Source organism: Sporosarcina cyprini (assembly GCF_022048975.1).
Taxonomy (GTDB): Bacteria; Bacillota; Bacilli; order Bacillales_A; family Planococcaceae; genus Sporosarcina; species Sporosarcina cyprini.
Map to the genome: position 1 here is coordinate 168,262 of NZ_JAKMHX010000013.1, position 16,460 is coordinate 184,721.

Consider the following 16,460-nt stretch of genomic DNA (forward strand, 5'->3'; position numbering starts at 1 on the left):
TAAGTTTCGTAAATTAATAGATCGTTCACATACCCGTTTCCACTTACATCCCCCGTATTTTCCTGCCCCCTCGCTCCGAGCACACAAAAAAACCACCCCCTCTCGGAGATGGTTTTCATACCTTATTTCAACTTCTGCAAAATAACGACTTTTAAGTAATTGAATTCAGGGAAGTCCCGGTTCGTGCGGAAATCTTTCGGCAGCGAGGACTCTTCCAAGATCTTATACGTAGATCCTGATTCGCTGAATGCTTTCTCAATAAATGTTTTAAACTTCTTCATGCCAAAGCTTGCGTTGTTTGTTGAAGCGACAATAATACCCTTTTTTGCAGTAATTGCGATAGCATCCTGCAATAAGGCCGGGTAATCTTTCGCTGTGCTGAATGTGTGTTTCTTCGAACGGGCAAAGCTCGGCGGATCTAGTACGACGAGATCGAATTTCAACTCATGGCGCTTTGCATAACGGAAATAGTCGAACACATCCATTACTTTAATGTCCTGTTGTTCGTAATCAATTCCATTCACGCTAAATTGCTCGATTGTTTTCGGCAAGCTCCGCTTCGCTAAGTCAACGCTCGTTGTCTTGACTGCACCGCCAAGTGCCGCGGCAACGGAAAATGCTCCTGTGTAAGAGAATGTATTCAAGACGTTTTTACCTTCTGCATAGTTATCCCGAATGGATTTTCGGACATCACGCTGATCCAAGAAAATTCCGGTCATTGCCCCGTCATTCAAGTCCACAGCAAAGTTCATGCCGTTTTCTTTGACGATGATCGGAAAGTCACCTGGGGTCCCTTTTACGAAGTCGTCCTGTTCGACGTATTGGCCTTTCCCATCAAAGCGTTTCTTTTCGTAAATCGCCTTATATTCCACAAGCTTATCCAGCACGCCATACACATGGTGTTTCATCGAGTAGATGCCCTCGCTGTACCAGCTGACTACGTAGTAACCGTCGAAGTAATCAATTGTCAGGCCGCCGATTCCGTCCCCTTCTCCATTAAAAAGGCGAAACGCATTTGTCTCGGGGTCTTCCATCAACAGTTCACGTCTTGCAAAAGCGGACTTCATGCGTGATTCGAAAAACGCAAAGTCGATCGGCTCCTCGTCCTTCCGGGTCAACACCCAGCCGACACCTTTATTTTGGTTGCCATAATAGCCTTTTGCGATAAACTTCCCGTACTTGTCCACTAAACGGATAATCGTTCCTTCTTCTTTTAAGACCTCTGGCTGGACTACGGCATCCTTCAAGATCAGTGGATAGCCTTTTTTAAAAGCCGCCGTACTTTGTGCGTTTACTTGTACATCTATTGTTTTTGTCATCGTGTCATCCTTTAATCTTCATTTCTTCCCATTATCGCACGGATTCGCACAAAATGCGAAAACGAAAAAAGCCTCCCCTTGGCAAGAAGAAGCTTCTTTATGCAAGTAGCCGGAACGCCAGGCTTTTCAATAGGCCAATCCGGATCGGAGTCTCCACCGGACCCCTAGTGGTATTCAAATAATGTTGCAGCTCGCCTTCATACACCAATTCCAAATGGGGCATATCCACCAGGTGATGTGGCATTGTCAAAGATGGTGTCGTACCAAGACGGTGATTTTCGCTCTCCTGCATGACAGTTGCGACAAATTGCGAGCAGAAGAAAGCGCGTTTCCGCCTAATTTCCTTGTTCAAGGCTACACCAAATAATCCAATAAAATTATATTTATACATTTTTTGATTTAACTCAAACATCCGGACTTTCTGCCTGATCCGCATGTATGCCTCCGTCGAGACCTCACAACGATAGATGGCGCAATCAGCGTCCCGGAATATGCCGTCTGTTACGTTCTCTCTTACAAACCCGCCGATAAACGGATTGTACTGCTGCTTCCGGCCAAAGCTGTATATCTCAGTCAAATGTTCATCAAATGCGATCGAGGCGTGGTTCAAGTCCTTCCTCGTATACATGCCGATCGCTTTGGAGAGCAACGTTCCTGTATCCGTCAATACGATATATATGGATTTCCCCATAATCCCAACCCCTAACTCGTCTATCTCTCTACCAGTATGCACCAACTATTTGGGAAGCTAAACCGTCTATCGGCGGAAATTCTCTACAACTCCGGACGTAGTTGCATGCCGTTTGTTTATCTATTCTATTATACGTTTTGCAGGTGGAAGAAGTTTCATCTATCGGAAGAGTTTCGCTTAACGAACTAATCTTGGAGGGGTTAAAAAAACGCAGAACTTGGCTGCGTTTAAAATTCATACCGATCAATATTCATAATAGGGGAGCGGCAACGATAAGCATGGATAATTACATCTTTGTGCATCTTTACATATTTGGCTGCATCAGTAGGCGAATAAATGAGGAGATCTCCCTCATCTATCGGCGGTCCGCTATGCGCTTCATCGACAACGATAATAGCGTGATTCCCTTCAGCCTGAAGCCGCTTAATAATTTTTTCATTTCCAATCGTTCTTCCCAAGATCAAATGGATTGACACCTTTTCCCCCGCCCCTTTCCTATGACACTATCCATATCGTAGTACATCCGCTATTATTTGTCGATTTAAAATGCTTCTATTGAAAAAAGCACTGCCTAAGCGGCAATGCCCGTTCTGTTAGGACTGGCGGTCCGCATACACTTTCATCGCATCGCGCATGAAAATAGCCAAACCCGTACCAAATCTATCAATGTTTTTTGTAAACCGTTCATCTGCTACATACATTTCACCCAATCCAGCAAATGCCTCCGGCGAATAATGTCCCATCCGGTTCAGGAAGTGAAACCATTCCCCGATCGCCTCTTGCGCTTCTTGAGATGCCGGATCGACAGTTCGCAATTCGGCAAGCTTGGTGTAAATCCGATTCATCCCATCCTGCAATTCATCTTCCACACCGGCAATCCGTTCATTTGCCTGATTTACCGCTTCATCTCCCCATCGGTCGCGCGCTTCCTGTTCATAAGGATTCGTTTTGAAATCAAATCCTCGGAACTTCTCTTCATTCGTCATTTTGATTTCTCCTTTCTCTGCCCGCAGCGTCTTGTCAATCGTCGCAATCATGGCATCCAGCTGACCACGCTTCGCCACTAGCATCTCACGCTGCAGCTCAAATGCTTCCAGCCGGTCAAATGACGGACGTTCGAGCAATTCCTTTATCTTTTTTAAAGGGAAACCTAGCTCACGGAAAAAAAGAATTTGCTGGAGCGTCGCCACATTATCATCCGAATACAGTCGATACCCGGCATCCGTCACATCCTCGGGAACGAGCAGGCCGATATCGTCGTAATGATGCAGCGTACGCACACTGACCCCCGAGAGTTCTGCTACTTCTTTCACTTTCAATTTCCGTCGCCTCCCTTCCTTGTTTACAATAAAGTATGACGTTACGTAAGAGTCAATAGAGAAATCACTCTTTATTGTGATACCACTTCAAAAATGTCTCTTTTTCAATGACATTCAGAATACAAGCTTCTCCTACTTGCGCTTCCAAGTTCATATGTTCTTCAGGATATTCCTTTTCCATATGACACTTGATATAAGGGAGCTTCTCTTGTGCCCTTTGTGAGCGCCCATTTTTCTTTTTCGCCCCTGCAAAAACAATATTTAAGTCAAGGTCCGTGAAGGCCGTATATAATAACTTCCGCTTAGCTGCTTCGTTATATCCTTTTCCCCAATAGGGATATCCGATCCACGTTCCGATATGGCCTGTTTTCTTTACCGGATTTAATTCTTTTAGCGTGATTACGCCTATGACGTTTTCCTGATCGTCCAGTATGACTCTCGAATATTGCTTCCCCTCGTTTTCCTGCTCCTGAATAAACGTAATAAAACCTTCCGTCCCTTCTCTGGATGTCTGCTCCGCACTGAGCCCTAACGCATCCCGTATTTCTGGAGCAGACGACAACGTTGAGATGGCTTCAGCATACTTCACTTGATGAGGCGCGAGTACAATCGTAACCATCTGAATCCCTCCATTTTTCATTAGAAACTTTTACTCAATCGGAACCCAAACTTCCGTTTCATACGGTTTTGACGGATCTGGATGAATGTACCGCTCAAACCCATAGCTATAACGCATTTCAACATCCGGTGTTTGCATCAGTGTATCGAACATGGCCGGAATCATCTCGATTCCCCCTTCTACTGTTCCGACGATGAAGCGGCCGCCAGGCACTGTGAGGCTTATCAGTCCCTCTACACCTTCCGTCCATTCGGCCTTAACACCTGCCAGATAATGAAATTCTGAGCCGTTGATAGCCATCGTGATGCCAAATGAATCATCTGCCGCTATCTCTTTGTCACACAACATAGCATTTAACTTGTCCCACAAGGCAGGAATCTCTTCGACTGACCCCTTTATTTCAAATCCCGCAACAGTAAATCCTTCAATTGTTTCAATCCTTTTTTCCATGTTCCATTCCCCCTTTTTTATTTACTATACGGGAGGTAGTTTGGGAATTACAATAAATTTCTTAATTATGGAACTTCCGTTATACTAGAGACGTAAAGAAGAAGACAAAGGAGGAATGATTTTGTTACAGACAACAACAAATGTATTGCAAGGTAAAACGATTGTGACCTATCACGGGATTGTATCAGGCGAGGCGATCATGGGAGCGAATATCGTCCGGGATTTGTTCGCCTCTGTCACGGATATCGTCGGAGGACGCAGTGCCGCCTATGAGGATAAACTTGCGGAAGGACGTCAAATCGCATTGAACGAAATGGAGGAACGCGCCAGAAGATTAGGGGCCAACGCCATTATCGGCATTGATTTGGATTTTGAAACCGTTCGTGAAGGCATGATGATGTGTATCGCAACTGGGACGGCTGTGACGTATCAGGACGGTGAATAATAAATAGGGATAAGCAGCTTCTATACGGACTGCTTATCCCTTACTATTATTCATCGCTAGTAATCACTCAATTGGCATCCAAATTTCAATAACATCCTCCGTTGCCCCGACTGGATGGACGTATCGCTCAAAATCATAGCAATCCCGCAGTTGAATATCTTCCATCTGAATAATCGCATCATACGTTGCTGGAATTCCCGGTATGCCACCCTCGACCTTTGCCACAATGAATCGGCCTGCTGGGATGACGACTTCATCTGATCCCGGCAACTCTTGTGCCAAGTCTTCTTTCAGTCCGGCGATGTAGTGAATCGTATCGCCTTCCATCTTCAAACAAACACCGAACGACTCTTCTGCCACTACCTCATGCTGTTTAATGTCCTCATTCAAAATGGCCCATTTCGCCGGAATATCCGATACGGGTCCGATCACCTGATATCCTTTCACTGTAAATCCGCCGCTTTCCACAATACGTGTATCCATTTGATTGTCCCCCTTGGTCAGTTTCCGTTCAATCGCTTCCATTGTTCCTTGCAGTTCCTGAATTTCCAATTTAATTTGCTGTCTTCTCTCGCGTAATAACGAGTCCATTTGATCATCCCCTTCCCGTAAAATGTCGGCCAAGGAAACGCCAAAACTCCTCAACGTTCGAATACGGACAAGCTGTTGCTGCTCGTGCTGCGAATAAAAGCGGTAGCCCGAATCGGGATTGACAAAAGCCGGTTGGATAAGCCCAATGTCCTCGTAATGTTTAATCGTCTTCACTGTCACCCCTACGAGCTTAGCTGTTTTTCCAATCGACAGCATACACACCCTCCTTTTATTCCACTCTAAACCTGTCTGTTAGGGACGAGTCAATTCGTTTCCGAAAATATTTTTCTCTAAATCGAACGTATAAATCACTTCTGCATACTCGTTTTCTTTCTTCTCACTAGTAAAGCCGAACTTCTCATATAGATGGATGGCATGCAGATTGTCTTTTTCGACTGTCAAGGAAAGCAGGCAACATGCGGGATGCCGCTCTTTTACAAACTTCACGATTTGTAGTAGTGCTTGCGATCCATACCCCTTTCCTTGGTGCCTCTTATCGATTTGAAATCCGCCAATCCAATAATTGTCCTTGCTGTCAGGTGTGTAGGAAAGATAAAAAACACCAATGATCGTTTTATCTACTAAAAGAACATATGGATCCAACGCTTCATCCCAAGGCTTCAAATAAGCAAACGCAAACATTCCGCGACCGATGGGACGAACGACTTCTGGCTATCATAAACCCCGATTGCCATCGCCTCTTCCCAATTTCTTTTCGTAAGCGGCTCAATAGTAATAGCCCCCATGCTCCTCGTCCCCTTTTAAATAGCGTCTACCCGATAGTCCGCTTCACTTTCCTTTTTGTCAAAAAGGCCAGTTTTGTTTCCGACAAGATGATAGCAGCTAAAATCAAAATCGCACCAATTCCCATGCGAAGTGTTAAAATTTCACCAAGTAGAATGACGGAAAACACCATGCCCCAGAACGATTCAGTTGATAAGATAATGGCGGCTTTCGTTTCAGAAATGAATTTCTGTGCAACCGTTTGTAATAAAAACGCGATAGTCGTTGAAAATACACCTAAATACAATAACGACGTGAGAGCTTCCGGCTGCATGTCAAACGATGTTTCTCCTCTAGCCAATACAACAACAAAACCAATGATGGCCGCAGTTCCCATTTGGACAATTGTCAAATGGATGGCATCTTCCTTCTTCACAAATCGAGAGGTGTAGAAGATATGGAACGCGAACGCAATTGCGCAGCATAAGGAAAGAAAATCGCCGAGATTGATGTCGGCTGACAGCTGCAGGGACAGCACAGCTACCCCAAGCATTGCCAAAACAGCGCCGCCCACTTCAAACAAATCGAGCTTCCTTTTATAAATCAATAGCCCGATAAACGGGACAATGACCACGTTAACTGCAGTCAAAAATGCATTTTTAGAAGGCGTCGTGTACTGCAATCCGACCGTTTGCAAAGCGAATGCAATGTAGAGGAACACACCTAAAATGGCCCCTTTCCAGAGAACGCTCTTTGAAATCTTTTTCAACTTGGGGAAAAACACAACGCCTAAAATAATGACCCCAATTAAAAACCGCCCTGCCAGTATTTGATAAGGGGTATATGATTCGAGCGCCATGGCACTCCCTACGAATCCGCTTCCCCAAATAATCGCTGTCAATAAAAGTCCTATTTCACCTATATACTTTTTCATCGAATCCCCCGCTACGTTTTTTGGATACAACCATTATATCGCATTGCCGCAAGGAAAAAGCATATGTTCGAAAGTTGTGCATTGTTTTGCTTTCATGGGAAATCCTAAGAACAACACCACTTAGGAGGAAATCCTCAATGAAAAAGACATACATGATGTTATTGCTGGCCGGAATGCTTTTATTGGCACTCCCTCAAACGTTGAAAGCGAACCAGAAAATCGAGTCCCAGACGATTCAAGATGCGTTTCTCACCACATTGGCCCCCTCGATTTCAGAAGGAATCATCCAACAATATGGTTACTTAAAATCATACCGACTGAATGATGCCTCGATCGTAAGCATGAAGCGCAACCAAAAGGAAGGGTTCGATTTTACTGTACAAGTGGAAATCAAAACCTTTGAGAACGCTGATAATCCACCTTATGGAACCGAAAAGATGACGTTTCAGATTCAAACAGACGGTGTTGCATTGGTTGAAGTAGAACATGAAGGAGATGAAGAAGAAAGGAAGGTCAATGAGTTTTACAAAGATGTTTTAATGGATATTACCCACTCCTTTCATCTGAATGTCTTGCCGTTCGAAAAATACACGTACCCTCAGTTGCAATACCAGGCTGAACAAAATAATGATTTCAATACACTTCAAGCCATCGTAGAGGACATCGTCATTAACATTTTGAATCCCGGCATACAGCCTCCGAATAAAAATGTCATCCTGCCTGTTACCTATTTGAAAGAGACGGAAGGATACATTGTCTTTAAGAAATCCGATGGCACCAATATGCTATATGTACTGAAAAACGAAAATGGCCAGTGGCAGGTTGTCGACAAGAAGAGTGCAAAAGGTAAGAAGATGAAGGCGGATCTGCTGTGGTATATGTGAGGGACTTGTTTTTGTTAACATACGAGAAAGAGGCAGGCGCTGTTGAACAACGCCTGCCTCTTTTTTTCATTCCTTACATGTGAAGGATTATTGTGTTGCACCTTTCCAGTGCGAAATATCTTCCTCGAGCGGAATCTGCGCTCTTCTAGCCCGAATAGCCGCTGCAAAGAACAGTGCGACAATGAAGAAGGAAATGACACCTGCGCCAATGTATGCAACGTTCATCGGCAAGCCGAATCCGATGCTGGCGTTCAAAATATAGGTGTTTGTCGCCATGAGCATAAACGTCCCCGGAATAAGAGCAACCCAATAATTCTTACCTGCAATAAACAAGTACATAGCTCCGACAAACAAAGCGATAACAGCAGTCGATTGGTTTGCCCATGAGAAGTAACGCCATAAGATATTGAAATCCACTTGTGTCAAAGCGATGGAAATGACAAACATCGGAACTGCAATCCATAGACGGCTCGTCATTTTCACTTGCGGCATTTTGAAATAGTCCGCAACGATCATGCGTGCGCTACGGAATGCCGTATCTCCTGAAGTAATCGGCAACACGATAACACCTAGAACTGCCAGAGTACCACCAATTGCACCCAGCATCATTGTTGACGCTTCGCTGACGATTAAACCAGGTCCGCCTGCCGCTAACATTTCGTTCAACCCATTATATCCGTTGAACAAGGACATGCCAGCTGCCGCCCAGATCATCGCAATAATCGCTTCCGCAATCATCATGCCGTAAAAAATCTTGCGTCCTTGGCCTTCCTTTTGTGTCGTCCTAGAAATAATCGGCGATTGTGTCGCATGGAAACCAGACAACGCACCGCAAGAAATGGTCAAAAACAATAGTGGGAAAATCGGCAAATTATCAGGATGCAAATTCGCAAGTGTCAATTCTGGAATGTCAACACCCTTAATAATCATCATACCGCCGACTCCGACCGCACTAATGATAAGCAAAGCGCCAAAAATCGGATAAAGCCTTCCAATAATCTTATCAACCGGCAAGAGCGTAGCGAAGATATAATACGCAAAAATTAGCGTAACGATAATCCCCATTGCCATCCAGCCGTTCATCAATGAGTATAGCAATCCGGCAGGAGCCGAAACGAACACAGTACCTACCAAAACTAACAAAAGAATAGCAAATGCATTGACAACGTGCTTCATGAACCCGCCAAGGAACTTCCCTGCCAGTTCCGGTAAATGTGCACCTCGGTTACGGATGGAAATCATTCCCGTTAAGTAATCATGAACGGCTCCAGCGAAAATCGCGCCAAAGACGATCCAGATAAAAGCAACCGGCCCGTACAGCGCACCCATGATCGGTCCAAAGATCGGTCCGACCCCTGCAATGTTCAATAATTGAATGAGTGAGTTCTTTTTCGTGCTCATCGGAACGTAGTCGACCCCATCTGCACTCGTATACGCTGGTGTCGCACGGTCTTCCTTCACGCCGAACATTTTCTCGATAAACTTACCGTACGTGAAATAACCGACGATCAATAATAAAATACCAAATAAAAACGTAATCATACCTATCTTCCCCTTCCCCCAATGATAGCGGTTTCATTCAGTTTAGAGGAAATCTTCCTACAATAGGACATATTTTCATAAGATGCTTTGAATTCAGCGCAACATGCCAGAATGGCAGATTATCGTGTATTTCAGGTTAGTTCCAGACGATGCCGTAAATCCCGAACATAATTGCGGCTCACCGACAACTTCTCGGCGCGCCCCTCGACTTCCAGCTGATATGCCCCATTAAACCATGGCGTCAAACGCCTGACATGAAGCAAATTGACGAGATATCCTTTATGAATCCTGAAGAAGGAATAGGAGGACAACCGGCTCTCCAGCTCCTTGAGCGTCATCCTCACGTCATATTCCATCTGTGTTGTGATAATCTTCGTCAGTTTCTCATCACGGAACATGTATAAGATGTCTTGGATCGGGATGTAATCGATTTCTCCATCGAGTTCAATTGCCAGCTTCCCTAAACGCAAGTCAGGACTCTCTTTCGGCATCAGCTTCTCTTGAATGCGGATAATCGTTTGTGTCACCTGGTCTTCCTCATACGGCTTCAATAAATAATCCACGGCGTTAATCCGGAACGCTTCCGCCGCGAACTGGGGATATGCCGTCGCGAATACAACAAGCGGCACTTTTTTCAATCCAAGCAATGCCTTGGCCGCTTCCATTCCGGACATTTTCGGCATTTCCACATCCAGGAACAGAACGTCCGGCTGGAGCTGAATCGCCTTCATAATCGCCGCTTCCCCCGAATCCGCCTCGCCCACTATTTGGATGAATGCATGCTTTCCGAGTAAGTATGCGAGCTCCTCGCGCGCATAACGCTCATCATCAACTACAACAACACGAATTGTCCGGTTCATACGGCCACCCCCATTTTCGGTATTTGAAATGAAATTTCTGTCCCTTTGTCTTTTTCACTTCCGATATGCAGTGCAGACTGATTGCCAAACGTCATGAGCAATCGGCGGTTGACATTGTATAGCCCCATGCCGGTACCCGAATCGGATTCCATCTTTTCCGCGCCAAGCAGCACTCGCCTTTCCTCCGCGATTCCCTTGCCGTTGTCCTGCACGATAATATCAATGGCGTCTCCGACATCCCGGATGATCAATCGCACCACACTATTCCGCTCCATATCCCGGATTCCATGTTTTATGGCATTTTCCACGAGCGGCTGCAAGGTGAGCGGCGGCACCGTTTCTTGCAATACGGCTGGATCCACATCAATGTGTACTTGCAATTTATCGATAAAACGCGCTTCCTCAATTTCCAAATACGCTTTCACATGAGACAGTTCCTGTTCCAACGTCACCTTTTCCATCGTAGTCCCCATCAGATTTTGACGGAGAAAATAGGATAACGATGTGAGCAGGCGTCTTGCTTCATCCGGATTTGTACGGATAAGAGACACAATAATATTCATGGAATTAAATAAGAAATGCGGACTGATTTGCGCTTGCAACGCTTTGATCTCCGCTTCCTTCGCAAGCTGGTATGCCCGATCCGCCTCCGCAATGGCCAGCTGGTTGCTTAGCAGGGCGCTGAGCCCCGAAATGAGTTCGATGCTCACATCCGTAATAGCTTTCGCCGAAGGATAATACAGCTTCAATGTACCGACTGTCTCATCGCGTAATTTCAGCGGCGCAATAACCGCCGCCCCAAGCGGACAATCTTCCCTCACACAATGAATGGACATTTCATCTGCCACGACAAGCTGCCCATGCCGGAGCACTTCCTTTGTAATATGCGTCTGCAATGGGCTGTCCGTCTGATGATGGTCATCGGCAATTCCTACATGCGCCATGATTTCCGTTCGATTTGTCATCGCCACTGCACTCGGCTGCAGTTCTCGGAACAAAATATTGCAAACCGCCAATGCCGTCTCCGAATTCATCCCTTTTCGCAAATGCCCCACGGTTTGATCGGCAATCCGCAATGTTTTCTGCGCTTGCATGGCTGTCGCCTTCTCCTGATCTCCAATGACATTGTAAACAATCAGCATGAACAAAGCCGTCCCGATACCGTTCGCCAGGATCATCGGCAATCCAATCGTTTGCACGAGTGACAGCGCTTTCTCAAATGGGTCTGATATTAATAAAATCAAAACCATCTGGATTGTTTCTGCAAACGCGCCAATAGCGAAAGCCGCGACTGGTTTTGTATGCTTGCCGCGCTTATAAAACGCACTGGCAAGCAAGCCGGAAATAATGGTAGACACTCCGCAGGAAATCGCAGTGAACCCGCCAAGTGACATCCGGTGTATGCCGGCAATCAAACCGGCCCCAACTCCTAATCGGTATCCCCCTAAAAGCCCTGCAACGACAATTCCAATAACCCGAGAATTGGCGATGGCCTCGTCCATCGTCAATTCAATAGAAACGCTATTGAAATGCAACGTTTGCGTATTGAAAGCGACACCAAAATAGGTGCCGATGATGCCAAAAAAACCGAAAAACAAGATGGCAGTCATCTCTTGTTTCCGGTCCAATCGATCTTGGTGCACCATATTTTTAAAAAACCGGAAACGTGTTAAGATGAACGCCACCGCCACAATCGTGCCGACCCGTTCCAACATAATGACTAGTAAATCTAACACGTTCATTCCCCCAGCAGTCCATTCATTTGTACACCATTATACGTTACCACTGCTCCGTTATAAATCATTATTTTCAGTAAACTAGTGAAAGGGATATCTCTATCCTTTCAATAAAAAGAAGCCGTTCACCTCAAAATGAGATGGCGGCTTCTTCGGATTATTTTAGTTGGAGATCAACTTGGTCCCGATTTTTCAATTGAGTCATCTGGAACGGGTTCAACAACCGATCCAGTTCTTCATTCGTCAATACCTCGTAATGAAGGCATAGTTCCTTGATTGGCACGCCCGTTTCAAACGACTCCCGCGCGATTTTCGAGGACATTTCATAGCCGATGTACGGGCTGAGTGCAGTCAATGTACCGATGCTCTTCTCCACATACTCTTTCATCCGCTCCGCATTTGCAGTAATCCCGCTAATGCAATATTCCCGGAACACCTGGATTCCGTTCTTCATAATCGTCAGCGATTGCAAGAGATTATAGACGAGCACTGGCTCCATTACATTCAATTCAAATTGGCCCGCTTCGGAAGCCAAACTGATCGTGTGATCGTTGCCGATTACTTGGAAAGCGATTTGGTTCAGCACCTCAGCCATAACCGGATTCACTTTCCCCGGCATGATCGAGGAACCTGGCTGTCTGGCTGGAAGATTAAGTTCACTGAAGCCGGCTCTCGGACCTGATGCCATGAGACGCAAGTCGTTGGCCATTTTCGAAAGGTTAATCATACAGATTTTCAGCGCTGAAGATAGCTCCGTATAGACATCGGTATTTTGCGTGGAGTCAATCAGATTCCCAGCCGATTGCAAAGGCAATCCGCTGATGGAGCTCAATTGATCGACTACCATTTCGATATAATCCGCATTCGCATTCAACCCAGTACCGATGGCAGTCGCTCCCATATTAACGGAAGAAAGAAGTGGTTTCGTCCGCGCGATACGCTCAATATCCCGCTCGATGACACTGCGATAAGCGCCGAACTCTTGTCCCAGGCGAATCGGAACCGCATCCTGCAAATGAGTTCTTCCCATCTTAATGATGCCGTCAAATTCCTGCTCTTTCCCTTTCAGCTCATCCACGAGCTGATCCATCGCTTCCAACAGCTCGTTCACAAGACGTTGTGCCGCGATTTTGATAGCTGTCGGAAATGCATCATTTGTAGATTGAGACATATTCACATGGTTGTTCGGACTAACGATGCTGTAATCGCCTTTCGGCTGGCCCATGATCTCAAGCGCACGGTTGGCAATGACTTCATTCGCATTCATGTTAAATGAAGTGCCAGCGCCCCCTTGAATCGGATCCACGATAAAATGATCCACCAATTTCCCTTCAATCACTTCATCTGCCGCTTGAACAATCGCCACGACCAATTCCTTCGGCAAATCATTAACAAAGTGATTGGAGATGGCTGCCGCTTTCTTCACCACGCCGATGGCACGGATCAACTCCGGATGCATGCGTTCCTTCGTAATCGGGAAGTTCTCCGTTGCCCGCATCGTTTGAATTCCGTAATACACATCATTCGGAATCTCTTTCTCCCCTAAAAAATCATGTTCGATACGTCCAGCTAGTTCACTCATTATCCTGTTCCTTCCTCTCGATCATCGCCAAAAAGGCATTCCTTCACTATAGATGTATGATGTCTGACCAATTCAGGCATTATCCAAATGCTTTCAGTTGGCGCATGATAGTATGATTTTGCTCACGCCGCCCTTGTCTTCGTCCCTTTATCGGACTCTCGACCGGACCACGCAAAGTCACCCCTCTAATGGTACGCCTTTTATGTTAGCAATGCCATGCTTTTTCGAAGGAAAGTGTAAAAACCATATGATATTTTTTTGAGACAATCCTAACTGCTGCAAACACGCTAGCCAACTTAGGTTGATTGGATAATTGAGAAGATAAAATGAGCCATACAATATTAGTTTCCCTTTAAACCATGAGGATTATTAGGTTTTGCAAAAAAATAAACCTCAAAGACGTAAAGTCCTTTTGGTCGGTCCATCACTCTTTTTCTTATGTGAGATAACGGGCTCAGCTAAAGTTGCATTTTTCTTGTTTCAACCAATTACACATACTTCCTTCGTTAGTAGAAGGATGTGATAAAATGTTAATTACTTGAAATACAGTTGCATAATATTCTGCGTACTCGGGATCATCCTCATCTAATCCATTGTCTGACTCAAAAAATGTGACTGTTTTGCCTGCAATTCTTAATCCACTGTTCCACTCTATTATGATCTCTACACCTTCATGCTCTATCAATGTTTTAAATAAAGAGTCTGCTTCCATAAACAATCCTCTTCTTTTATTCTGATTGGTCTACTCTTTCTTTTTTACCGTTGGGTAGTAGTTGACCTTTTCCCGCAAACCGCCTTCAAATAATACATATTTATTTGTACATTTCACTCTTTCTCTTAAGAAATACATCTATTTCGTCTTGTTCTTGCTCACCTAATCCATCAAAATGTTTATCAACATTCACTAATTCATAATATCCCCATATAGCACTTGGATTTTCACTTTGACCAAAATATTTAAAATACCATTGTTCAGGAAGAGAACCCGATGTCACAGTAAACAAATCAGCTGGATACCAATTCGGCATTTCAAAATCGTCATAGATGAGATAGTAGACTCCTTCTTCGTAGAGCATTGTACCGTAAACGCAATAAATCATACCTAAAGAGATACCATTAAATTTAGTTTCCGCTTCATTACCTTCTCTAACAATTTTAGGGCTAAATATATACCCTCTATCTTTTTCACATTTTATGTTCAATTCACTTCACTTCCCAACAATTTTAAATTATTGTCACCAAACTTTTCTGATGTAGTTGGTGTTGCTACTAGAAATATTTTCTTTTTTTATCCAATCCACGCACTAGGTATTCACCTTTCATGTGAAGCTTTAATTGTCATCAAAAGTTCCCTCTAAATATTTCGTTATCTCAATCAACTAAGATAAAACTTGAACGGCATAAAGCCAATCAAGTTAAACTCCTGGGGATTCAAATGTCATTTTCTCAGGAAATACAGTGCTTTCCTTAACCAGACATCTTACCATTCTCTGAGCCGCTCTATCGAAGTAAAATTGACTTGAATGATTAGGGTTATTAATCGGTTCTAGTTCGGAGAATATTCTAGTTTCTTTGTTTAATTCAATCTTTATAGTCAATTTATATATATATATCTCAATAGGTAACGTGATTATTATATGTGAATATTTTAATCTATTTGTCCTACATATATATGCATTATAATCATAAGCAGCTGTTTCAAAATTATCCGGAAGACTATATATAGATAACGATGAAATTTCTTCTTTATTTTCGATTGCACTCAATAAGTTCTTTTCTCCTCTTCTTATAGGAGAAATTTTGCTACTCTTAATTGATTCACTAGAAACAGCCATATAATTCGAGGACAAATTTATTGACTTAATAAAATTTAATACATAGTTATAAAAATATAACCATTTATTTGAATTTAAGGAACCAATTTCACCATACAGTACTATTGACGTTGTTAACCTTTCAACCATTATATAACCTCGTCTTTCATTATTTTTGTAGCAAAACCTTGTAAGTATTTATCAAAAAAACCTTGAAGACATTAAGCATTCAAGGTCTATAAACAGTCCTATTCCTCCAATTTTACATTGGTACATACTAAATCGGGGCATAAGGGAATTTCGCCGCTAATTTGGAAATCAACTTTTTGGCAGCTTTCAAAAATAATCTTCAATATTCTTGTAGTATCATGCCCATCTTGAATATCCCAATAATAATCAACATTAACTATCAGGTCCATTAGGTTGTCAGACCATCTTACTTCAGTAACCACGCTATCTTTAAAGTCGAAATTTTCAATAACATCTTGGAAGCTTGCAGCCAACACTTTCTCTCACCTACTTTTTAAAATAAAAATGCGTCGCATCTCTTAATTCTTGCCTTTTAATTCTTCACCATTTATAAAACCTTGAAAGGCATTTAGCCAATCAAGGTATATGTTTAATGCATCGTTTTTATTTCTGATTTTCCCTTTTCCATACACTTTGTCCGTTAGTTAAAAAAATTGCACTTGGAGGGTCATCATAGAGAGAAATTTCAACCAATGAACCTTTCTCTTGTATTAACCAATCATATAAACCGCCTTTGTTTTTACTAGGATGAGATAAAATTTTGCTTACTCTAAATACAGCTGCATCATATTCTGTATAATTTATATCATCCTCATCTAATCCATTATCCGTTTCGAAAACTGTATCTAACTCGCCAATAATCCTTAATCCATTTTCCCATTCTAGAATCATGTCACGATCTTCATAATTTATTATTGTTTC

20 protein-coding genes and 1 pseudogene are annotated in these 16,460 nt (G+C 43.6%); 2 read left to right on the forward strand and 19 right to left on the reverse strand.

The features are described from left to right. Positions 1–122: 122 nt before the first annotated feature. The 6 genes from L7D49_RS03075 to L7D49_RS03100 all read right to left on the reverse strand — a co-directional run bounded on the left by L7D49_RS03075 (position 123) and on the right by L7D49_RS03100 (position 4,398). Positions 123–1,319, reverse strand: coding sequence for a class I SAM-dependent rRNA methyltransferase (locus L7D49_RS03075; protein ID WP_238079340.1), 1,197 nt, complete (start codon positions 1,317–1,319; stop codon positions 123–125). A gap of 97 nt (positions 1,320–1,416) precedes the next feature. Next, positions 1,417–2,010, reverse strand: coding sequence for a hypothetical protein (locus L7D49_RS03080; RefSeq protein ID WP_238079341.1), 594 nt, complete (start codon positions 2,008–2,010; stop codon positions 1,417–1,419). A 227-nt stretch (positions 2,011–2,237) separates the two neighbouring features. Next, positions 2,238–2,486 carry a hypothetical protein gene (locus L7D49_RS03085; RefSeq protein ID WP_238079342.1) on the reverse strand — a complete coding sequence of 83 codons (249 nt, stop codon included), beginning with the start codon at positions 2,484–2,486 and terminating at the stop codon, positions 2,238–2,240. 117 nt (positions 2,487–2,603) lie between these two features. Further along, positions 2,604–3,329, reverse strand: a complete 726-nt coding sequence (locus L7D49_RS03090; RefSeq protein ID WP_238079343.1) for a MerR family transcriptional regulator — start codon at positions 3,327–3,329, stop codon at positions 2,604–2,606. A 64-nt stretch (positions 3,330–3,393) separates the two neighbouring features. Then, a complete protein-coding gene (locus L7D49_RS03095; RefSeq protein ID WP_238079344.1) occupies positions 3,394–3,948 on the reverse strand; it encodes a GNAT family N-acetyltransferase in 555 nt (184 codons plus the stop codon). A gap of 30 nt (positions 3,949–3,978) precedes the next feature. Further along, positions 3,979–4,398: a GyrI-like domain-containing protein gene (locus L7D49_RS03100; RefSeq protein WP_238079345.1), complete on the reverse strand. Its 420-nt coding sequence runs from the start codon at positions 4,396–4,398 to the stop codon at positions 3,979–3,981. A gap of 121 nt (positions 4,399–4,519) precedes the next feature. Here L7D49_RS03100 and L7D49_RS03105 point away from each other — a divergent pair, with 121 nt between their 5' ends. Next, positions 4,520–4,843 (forward strand): YbjQ family protein, encoded by a 324-nt coding sequence (locus L7D49_RS03105; protein ID WP_238079346.1) that lies wholly within the window; start codon positions 4,520–4,522, stop codon positions 4,841–4,843. Positions 4,844–4,906: 63 nt separating this feature from the next. On the opposite strand, the gene L7D49_RS03110 is transcribed toward L7D49_RS03105, so the two are convergent. The 4 genes from L7D49_RS03110 to L7D49_RS03120 are packed head-to-tail and all read right to left on the reverse strand — an operon-like array spanning position 4,907 to position 7,091. Continuing rightward, positions 4,907–5,650, reverse strand: a complete 744-nt coding sequence (locus L7D49_RS03110; protein ID WP_238079347.1) for a MerR family transcriptional regulator — start codon at positions 5,648–5,650, stop codon at positions 4,907–4,909. 36 nt (positions 5,651–5,686) lie between these two features. Further along, a complete protein-coding gene (locus L7D49_RS03115) occupies positions 5,687–6,037 on the reverse strand; it encodes a GNAT family N-acetyltransferase (RefSeq protein ID WP_238079348.1) in 351 nt (116 codons plus the stop codon). Between the two features lie 17 nt (positions 6,038–6,054). After that, positions 6,055–6,180 carry a hypothetical protein gene (locus L7D49_RS20155; RefSeq protein ID WP_269135831.1) on the reverse strand — a complete coding sequence of 42 codons (126 nt, stop codon included), beginning with the start codon at positions 6,178–6,180 and terminating at the stop codon, positions 6,055–6,057. A 26-nt stretch (positions 6,181–6,206) separates the two neighbouring features. Next, entirely contained in the window at positions 6,207–7,091 is an 885-nt protein-coding gene (locus L7D49_RS03120; RefSeq protein ID WP_238079349.1) for a DMT family transporter, read from the reverse strand. Between the two features lie 137 nt (positions 7,092–7,228). On the opposite strand from L7D49_RS03120, the gene L7D49_RS03125 reads away from it, so the two are divergent. Then, a complete protein-coding gene (locus L7D49_RS03125; RefSeq protein WP_238079350.1) occupies positions 7,229–7,975 on the forward strand; it encodes a DUF3888 domain-containing protein in 747 nt (248 codons plus the stop codon). A gap of 87 nt (positions 7,976–8,062) precedes the next feature. Here the strand turns inward: L7D49_RS03125 and L7D49_RS03130 are convergent, their stop codons facing one another. The 9 genes and pseudogenes from L7D49_RS03130 to L7D49_RS03170 form a co-directional block, all read right to left on the reverse strand. Next, on the reverse strand, positions 8,063–9,517 hold the full coding sequence (locus tag L7D49_RS03130; RefSeq protein WP_238079351.1) for a carbon starvation CstA family protein: 1,455 nt from the start codon (positions 9,515–9,517) through the stop codon (positions 8,063–8,065). 131 nt (positions 9,518–9,648) lie between these two features. Then, complete coding sequence (locus L7D49_RS03135) at positions 9,649–10,377, reverse strand: LytR/AlgR family response regulator transcription factor (protein ID WP_238079352.1); 729 nt, start codon at positions 10,375–10,377, stop codon at positions 9,649–9,651. Further along, entirely contained in the window at positions 10,374–12,113 is a 1,740-nt protein-coding gene (locus L7D49_RS03140) for a LytS/YhcK type 5TM receptor domain-containing protein (protein WP_238079353.1), read from the reverse strand. The genes L7D49_RS03135 and L7D49_RS03140 overlap by 4 nt, the downstream gene beginning before the upstream one ends. Positions 12,114–12,270: 157 nt before the next feature. Beyond that, positions 12,271–13,695, reverse strand: coding sequence for an aspartate ammonia-lyase (gene aspA / locus L7D49_RS03145; protein ID WP_238079354.1), 1,425 nt, complete (start codon positions 13,693–13,695; stop codon positions 12,271–12,273). Between the two features lie 469 nt (positions 13,696–14,164). Then, a pseudogene (locus L7D49_RS03150) lies at positions 14,165–14,407 on the reverse strand (hypothetical protein); the annotation flags it as partial. A 100-nt stretch (positions 14,408–14,507) separates the two neighbouring features. Next, positions 14,508–14,897 (reverse strand): phosphoribosylaminoimidazole synthetase, encoded by a 390-nt coding sequence (locus L7D49_RS03155; protein ID WP_238079356.1) that lies wholly within the window; start codon positions 14,895–14,897, stop codon positions 14,508–14,510. 213 nt (positions 14,898–15,110) lie between these two features. Further along, a complete protein-coding gene (locus L7D49_RS03160) occupies positions 15,111–15,659 on the reverse strand; it encodes a hypothetical protein (protein WP_238079357.1) in 549 nt (182 codons plus the stop codon). Positions 15,660–15,757: 98 nt separating this feature from the next. After that, positions 15,758–16,012 carry a hypothetical protein gene (locus tag L7D49_RS03165; protein ID WP_238079358.1) on the reverse strand — a complete coding sequence of 85 codons (255 nt, stop codon included), beginning with the start codon at positions 16,010–16,012 and terminating at the stop codon, positions 15,758–15,760. 130 nt (positions 16,013–16,142) lie between these two features. After that, the coding region (locus tag L7D49_RS03170) for a hypothetical protein (RefSeq protein WP_238079359.1) at positions 16,143–16,460 on the reverse strand (318 nt) is incomplete at its 5' end.

What these genes read in the sequence shown, in the direction of transcription:
- L7D49_RS03135 (WP_238079352.1), bottom strand. Translation starts at nt 10,377, where the DNA reads ATGAACCGGACAATTCGTGTTGTTGTAGTTGATGATGAGCGTTATGCG.
- L7D49_RS03160 (WP_238079357.1), bottom strand. Translation starts at nt 15,659, where the DNA reads ATGGTTGAAAGGTTAACAACGTCAATAGTACTGTATGGTGAAATTGGT.
- L7D49_RS03080 (WP_238079341.1), bottom strand. Translation starts at nt 2,010, where the DNA reads ATGGGGAAATCCATATATATCGTATTGACGGATACAGGAACGTTGCTC.
- L7D49_RS03095 (WP_238079344.1), bottom strand. Translation starts at nt 3,948, where the DNA reads ATGGTTACGATTGTACTCGCGCCTCATCAAGTGAAGTATGCTGAAGCC.
- aspA (WP_238079354.1), bottom strand. Translation starts at nt 13,695, where the DNA reads ATGAGTGAACTAGCTGGACGTATCGAACATGATTTTTTAGGGGAGAAA.
- L7D49_RS03120 (WP_238079349.1), bottom strand. Translation starts at nt 7,091, where the DNA reads ATGAAAAAGTATATAGGTGAAATAGGACTTTTATTGACAGCGATTATT.
- L7D49_RS03075 (WP_238079340.1), bottom strand. Translation starts at nt 1,319, where the DNA reads ATGACAAAAACAATAGATGTACAAGTAAACGCACAAAGTACGGCGGCT.
- L7D49_RS03100 (WP_238079345.1), bottom strand. Translation starts at nt 4,398, where the DNA reads ATGGAAAAAAGGATTGAAACAATTGAAGGATTTACTGTTGCGGGATTT.
- L7D49_RS03110 (WP_238079347.1), bottom strand. Translation starts at nt 5,650, where the DNA reads ATGCTGTCGATTGGAAAAACAGCTAAGCTCGTAGGGGTGACAGTGAAG.
- L7D49_RS20155 (WP_269135831.1), bottom strand. Translation starts at nt 6,180, where the DNA reads ATGGGGGCTATTACTATTGAGCCGCTTACGAAAAGAAATTGGGAAGAG.
- L7D49_RS03125 (WP_238079350.1), top strand. Translation starts at nt 7,229, where the DNA reads ATGAAAAAGACATACATGATGTTATTGCTGGCCGGAATGCTTTTATTG.
- L7D49_RS03130 (WP_238079351.1), bottom strand. Translation starts at nt 9,517, where the DNA reads ATGATTACGTTTTTATTTGGTATTTTATTATTGATCGTCGGTTATTTC.